Origin of the sequence: Priestia sp. RMT2NF4 (assembly GCF_047872835.1) — a bacterium.
Taxonomy (GTDB): domain Bacteria; phylum Bacillota; class Bacilli; order Bacillales; family Bacillaceae_H; genus Priestia; species Priestia zanthoxyli.
This window is the reverse complement of record NZ_JBLQZO010000002.1, coordinates 849,178-855,258: the sequence shown is the minus strand read 5'-3', so window position 1 is coordinate 855,258 and position 6,081 is coordinate 849,178. Positions and strand designations below refer to the sequence as shown.

Sequence of the window (6,081 nt, the reverse complement as noted above, 5' to 3'; positions counted from 1 at the left end):
GGCTGAAGGGATCGGTCTTGAAAACCGACAGGGGTGTTAAAGCCCGCGGGGGTTCGAATCCCTCTTCCTCCGCCATACTATTGTCTATTCAAAGCTTCTTTTGAGAAAAAGAAGCTTTTTTTATGTTTAAAAGAATAGCGAATGGGAATTAGGTAAATATAAATCATGGATTAGGTACTTTTTATTTGAAAGAGTAGGGTAAATTTGCTAATCTAAACGTATATGGTGCTTTTGCGCCAAAATGCTTACATATTTTGAAGGAGGAATTATTCATGGCTTACAAATTACCAGAACTACCTTATGCATACGATGCACTGGAACCACATATCGACAAAGAAACAATGAATATTCACCACACAAAACATCACAACACATATGTTACAAACCTAAACGCTGCTGTTGAAGGCAAAGCGGATTTAGAAAGCAAAAGTATTGAAGAGTTAATTTCAAACTTAGATGCTGTTCCTGAAGATATCCGTACAGCAGTACGCAATAACGGTGGCGGTCATGCGAACCACTCATTATTTTGGACAATCCTTTGCCCTAACGGCGGCGGTGCTCCAACTGGTGAATTAGCAGACGCTATCGCTAGCAAATTCGGCAGCTTTGATCAATTCAAAGAAGAATTTGCAAATGCAGCTAAAACTCGCTTCGGTTCTGGCTGGGCTTGGTTAGTTGTAAACAACGGCGAATTAGAAGTAACAAGCACACCAAATCAAGATAGCCCATTAATGGAAGGCAAAACGCCAATTCTTGGTCTAGACGTTTGGGAGCACGCTTACTACTTAAATTATCAAAACCGCCGTCCAGATTACATTTCAGCATTCTTTAATGTTGTAAAATGGGACGAAGTTGCTAAGCGTTACGACGCTGCAAAATAAGCTGAAGACGTATTTAAGAGCCAGTAAAGTAATTATTACCTTTACTGGCTTTTTTGTTTTCCAATTCTTTTACATATCTCCTTTTCTTTTTCACACACTAGGTGTAGAAGAGAAAAGGAGTTTTTTGATATGCCTTTATTAAAAAAAGTAGTTGGAGATGTAGAAGTTAGTAAAGATTTACTTTTGCTTTTAATTATAGGCGGTCTTTATGCCTTGGCTATTTCAATTTCCAATTCGTTTGTTAACATTTATCTGTGGAAACAATCAGGCGAATTTTCGGATCTCGCTATTTATAATTTAGCGGTAGTGGTGCTTCAGCCCCTTACGTTTATTTTAGCAGGTAAATGGGCCAAACGAATTGACCGGGTTGTGGTTTTAAGGTTAGGCGTATCTTTTTTAGCTGTTTTTTATATCGCTGTATTGGTCAGTGGAGCTAACGCAGCCGAGTATTTAGTATTGCTTGGTGGACTGCTGGGTATAGGATATGGCTTTTATTGGCTAGCTTTTAATGTGCTAACTTTTGAAATTACAGAACCTGATACAAGAGACTTTTTTAACGGATTTTTAGGGATCTTAAACTCTTTTGCAGGGATGATTGGTCCTTTAGGAGCGGGCTTTGTTATTTCCGCTTTGTATGAATCACTTGGATATAAAATTGTGTTTGGTGTATCTCTGCTATTGTTTGTCGGTGCCGTTGTGCTTAGTTTTTTTATTACAAGACGCGCAGCTGAAGGAGTATACAAATTTAAAGAAGTGTGGGCTGAACGAAAAGTCAACAAAGACTGGAATCGAATATTACAGGCTCATTTCTTTCAAGGATTGCGTGAAGGTACGTTCATTTTTGTCGTATCCGTCATGGTATTTATTACGACGGGAAGTGAATTAGCTTTAGGAACTTATGGACTGGTGAATTCAGCGGTGGCGTTTGTAGGATACTATGTAGCCTCAAGATTTATTAAGCAAAAAAATCGCCTTCGATTTATTTTCACCGGGGGCCTCCTTCTCTATGGAGCAGTCTTTTTGCTTATCTTTAACTTATCGTATCCAAAGTTAATTATATATGCTGTTTGTATTGCCATTGCCTATCCTATTTTGTTGGTTCCATTCATTTCTCTAACGTACGATGTGATTGGACGAGCAAAGGACGTTGTTTCAAAAAGAATCGAATACATTGTTGTCAGAGAAGTATTTCTGAATATTGGGCGCGTTGTTTCCATATCTTTATTTTTAATAGCCGTACTATTTTTTGATGAAGCAAAAAGTATTCCCGTTTTATTAGCTATTGTTGGAGCAGGGCATACGATCATTTATTTTTGTGTAAGACATATCTCACAGCCTCTGCACAAAAAAGAAACGACTGTTACTCCTCCAGTATTAAATGAAGGAGACGGAGAGTCTCCAGCTTAGAGTATTATCAGCTCCTTCATTTGTACTATGGAAAATGCCTCGCTTTTCTTTTAGAATAAATACGTTGTGTAAATAGGCACCTGCCAGGTGTCTATTTATTTGCTAAATGTCTGATTTTATGGTGTTATGGTATATATGTTTTATAAAGTGTAGGTGTTGGTATGAAAAAGAAAAAAAGAAGAAAAAGTCACGTGCCTTTTCGTGTGAACTTACTTTTCTTGACCGTATTTGCCCTATTTTCCGTATTAATTTTGCGGTTGGGACTTGTTCAAATTGTGTACGGTGAGAATTACGAACGAGAAGTCGAAAAAACACAGGACGTTACAGTCAGTACGCCTGTTCCTCGAGGGAAAATGTACGATCGGTATAACCGCGTAATTGTAGATAATACCTCTTTAAATACGATTACATATACTCGTTTTCAAGGAAATACAGCTGAAGAAAGGCTGCGCATCGCTAAAAAGTTAGCCACTATGATCGATGTTCCTTACACCACAAATGTGATTGATATTCCAGAAAATAGAAAGAATAAAGATGCTAAAAACGTGGTAAAAATTACAGAACGCGACATGAAGGATTATTGGATTATGCTTCACCCTAAAGAAGCGGAGCAGAAAATTACGAAAGCTGATCGTAAAAAAGTTCAAGATGGTGAAATGACTGATGACGAACTGTATCAACGTCAGTTAGACCGCATTTCTAAAAAAGATTTAGAAAGTTTAAAGAGTGATTTAGAAGTTCTAGCTATTAAGCGCCAAATGGAGGCAGGTTATTCTAACACCCCGCAAATTGTTAAAAGCGGTGTGACAAATGAAGAGTATGCCGTTGTAAGTGAGCATTTAGATGAACTTCCGGGTGTTGATACAACAACGTATTGGGATCGCTCATACCCAGAAAACAGCACTCTCCGTACTTTGCTTGGAAATGTATCCTCTGCCAACGAGGGTCTGCCCAAAGATAAAGTACAGTATTACTTATCAAGAGGCTATAGTCGAAATGACCAAGTTGGGACGAGCTATTTAGAGAAGCAATACGAAGCTCAGCTCAGCGGTCAAAAAGAAAAAGTCCAGTATGTAACAGATGATAAAGGAAATCTCCTTGATACAATTCAAGTGTCGAAAGGCGAACGCGGCAGTGATTTAGTTTTAACTATTGATATGGAGCTTCAAAAAGCGGTAGAAAAACAAATTACGGACCAGCTTTTAGCCAAAAAGAAAATGAAAGGAACGCAGTTTTTAGACCGTGCTTTTGTGATTATGATGGATCCTCACACAGGAGAAATCTTAACAATGGCAGGTAAAAAATACACCATTGATAAGAAGACTGGGGTACCTAAAATAGAAGATTTTGCATTAGGGAATATTTCAACATCTTATACAATGGGCTCTGTTGTAAAAGGGGCAACGGTTCTAGCTGGCTTAGATTCAGGAGCTATTAAGCCAAACACAGTGTTCGTTGATGAACCGTTAAAAATTAAAGGAACACCAATTAAGAAATCAGCTGAGGCTGAGGGGTTAGGACCCTTAACGTATTCATCCGCGTTAAAATATTCATCCAACGTATTTATGTTTAAAACGGTAATGGCGATGGCTGGATTACAGTACCACAAGAACATGACTTTACCGATTAAACCTGACACATTCAGCGAACTGCGTTCGTACTACAGTCAGTTCGGCTTAGGCGTATCAACAGGCATAAACCTCGATAACGAATCAACAGGTGTACAAGGCGGAAGCAATGTTCCAGGTACAGCGCTTGATTTAGGAATTGGCCAGTATGATACGTACACGCCGCTGCAGCTTGTTCAATATACTTCTGCAATAGCTAATGGAGGGTATCGCATCAAGCCGCAGCTAGTAAAAGAAATCCGAAAGCCAACGATAAAAACCGATGAAATTGGCGGTACGCAGCATTCATTTGAACCTGATGTGTTAAATCGTATCACGATGAAAGAAGAATACATTAAAGATGTTCAAAATGGCTTTAAGCGGGTTACGCAGGAACAAGGCGGTACAGGGTACGCAGCTTTCCATACAGCGAACTATAATCCTGCTGGTAAATCTGGAACGGCACAAGCCTATGAGAAAAACCCAAGCGGAGGGGATCCAATTAAAGTTAATAATTCAAACTTTGTGGCCTTTGCTCCGGCAAATGATCCTGAAATTGCAGTAGCTGTCGTGGTACCATCGGCATTTGTGCCAAGTGCACCAAATACCATTACAAAAGAGCTTGCTCGTTCTGCGCTCGATACGTATTTTGATTTAAAGAAAAAAGGTGAACAAGAAGTAAAAGATCAAGAAGAGAATCAACAGGCTGTCATTGCAAACGACGCCAATTAAAGAGGCTGGGAAAAAGCATATTAGTTGAAGTAAGATCCGAACGACGTTGATTAAGAATTAACGCTGTTCGGATTTTTTTATTGAGAGGGTGAACGTAGATTTCATGTAAGTAGGTGCTTTAAGCGGTTGATTGGAGGGCAGGGCGAAGACTTCTGCCGGAAAAGCGGAAGAAGTGAGACCCCGCAGGAGCGGAAGCGACAACGAGGCTCACCGGCCGCCTGCTTGCACGGAAATCAACAGTGGTGTCAGAAGAAGTGATTCGTACTGGCTTATTTATCTAATTTACTTATCTTTATATCAAATTAATTTAGTTATGTCTCAACCTCTTCTTTTTTGTTAGAAATCTTTACATATATGGTTTTTTATTGAATTTAAGGGTCGTAAGAACTAGTTTTTTACCTAAAAAACACGCAGATAGGCCTTCATTTACAAAAGCTTTACATTGAGTTAAAACACAATTAATAGTCGGCTATTATTCTGTAAGTGTAAGGATTAATAGAAATGATCAAAATAAGGGGAAGCGTTCGGCTTCTCGTATGTATTTACACTAATAGTAAACAATAGATATTAAATAGACATAGAGAGACTTTTATTGTGCTCAAAACGGTTAAAGACGATGAAGGAGGATTATCCAATGGCAATAACAATGGAATTGACTAACAAAGAAAAAGTAAATACTCCGCAAACAAAAGAAATTGTATATAAAACAAAAGGTTTGAATTTATGGTATGGCAACACACATGCCTTAAAAAATATTGATTTAGACATTCATGCTAACGAAGTTACCGCGATCATCGGTCCATCGGGCTGCGGAAAATCAACATATATTAAAACGTTAAATCGTATGGTAGAAATGACGCCAATTGTCCGTACATCAGGTGAAATTGAGTATAGAGGAAAAAATATTTTTGATAAATCGTACCATGTGGAAGAGCTGCGCACGCAAGTAGGAATGGTTTTCCAAAAACCAAATCCGTTCCCAAAATCTATTTATGATAATATCGCGTACGGTCCAAGAATTCATGGCGTTCGCAACAAGAGAAAACTAGATGAAATTGTTGAAAAAAGTTTACGAGGAGCAGCTATTTGGGACGAAGTTAAAGATCGTTTGAATCAAAATGCGAATGGGTTGTCAGGTGGACAACAGCAGCGTATCTGTATTGCGCGCTGCTTGGCTATTGAACCCGACGTTATTTTAATGGATGAGCCTACTTCTGCACTCGATCCAATTTCGACATTAAAAGTAGAAGAGTTAGTACAAGAATTAAAGAAAGACTTCAGCATTATTATTGTTACACATAATATGCAGCAAGCGGCACGTATTTCAGATAAAACAGCATTTTTCTTAAATGGAGAAGTGGTAGAGTACGCAGAAACAGATAAAATCTTCTCAATGCCATCTGATAAACGCACAGAAGATTATATTACAGGTCGTTTCGGTTAAGACATACAAG

The 6,081-nt window shown here is 38.5% G+C and carries 5 protein-coding genes; all 5 read left to right on the top strand.

All coding sequences use genetic code 11. From position 1 onward, the window contains the following. The first annotated feature begins 272 nt into the window (after window positions 1-272). Window positions 273-881, top strand: coding sequence for a superoxide dismutase SodA (gene sodA, locus ACMX9J_RS13575; protein WP_013059198.1), 609 nt, complete (start codon window positions 273-275; stop codon window positions 879-881). Window positions 882-1,010: 129 nt separating this feature from the next. Beyond that, window positions 1,011-2,288: an MFS transporter gene (locus tag ACMX9J_RS13570; RefSeq protein WP_033579689.1), complete on the top strand. Its 1,278-nt coding sequence runs from the start codon at window positions 1,011-1,013 to the stop codon at window positions 2,286-2,288. Between the two features lie 161 nt (window positions 2,289-2,449). After that, window positions 2,450-4,627 (top strand): peptidoglycan D,D-transpeptidase FtsI family protein, encoded by a 2,178-nt coding sequence (locus ACMX9J_RS13565; protein WP_033579690.1) that lies wholly within the window; start codon window positions 2,450-2,452, stop codon window positions 4,625-4,627. 126 nt (window positions 4,628-4,753) lie between these two features. Continuing rightward, window positions 4,754-4,885 (top strand): hypothetical protein, encoded by a 132-nt coding sequence (locus ACMX9J_RS13560; RefSeq protein WP_255219741.1) that lies wholly within the window; start codon window positions 4,754-4,756, stop codon window positions 4,883-4,885. Between the two features lie 388 nt (window positions 4,886-5,273). Continuing rightward, window positions 5,274-6,071, top strand: a complete 798-nt coding sequence (gene pstB / locus ACMX9J_RS13555; protein WP_416225848.1) for a phosphate ABC transporter ATP-binding protein PstB — start codon at window positions 5,274-5,276, stop codon at window positions 6,069-6,071. Window positions 6,072-6,081 lie beyond the last annotated feature (10 nt).

What these genes read in the sequence shown, in the direction of transcription:
- sodA (WP_013059198.1), top strand. Translation starts at nt 273, where the DNA reads ATGGCTTACAAATTACCAGAACTACCTTATGCATACGATGCACTGGAA.
- ACMX9J_RS13570 (WP_033579689.1), top strand. Translation starts at nt 1,011, where the DNA reads ATGCCTTTATTAAAAAAAGTAGTTGGAGATGTAGAAGTTAGTAAAGAT.
- ACMX9J_RS13565 (WP_033579690.1), top strand. Translation starts at nt 2,450, where the DNA reads ATGAAAAAGAAAAAAAGAAGAAAAAGTCACGTGCCTTTTCGTGTGAAC.
- pstB (WP_416225848.1), top strand. Translation starts at nt 5,274, where the DNA reads ATGGAATTGACTAACAAAGAAAAAGTAAATACTCCGCAAACAAAAGAA.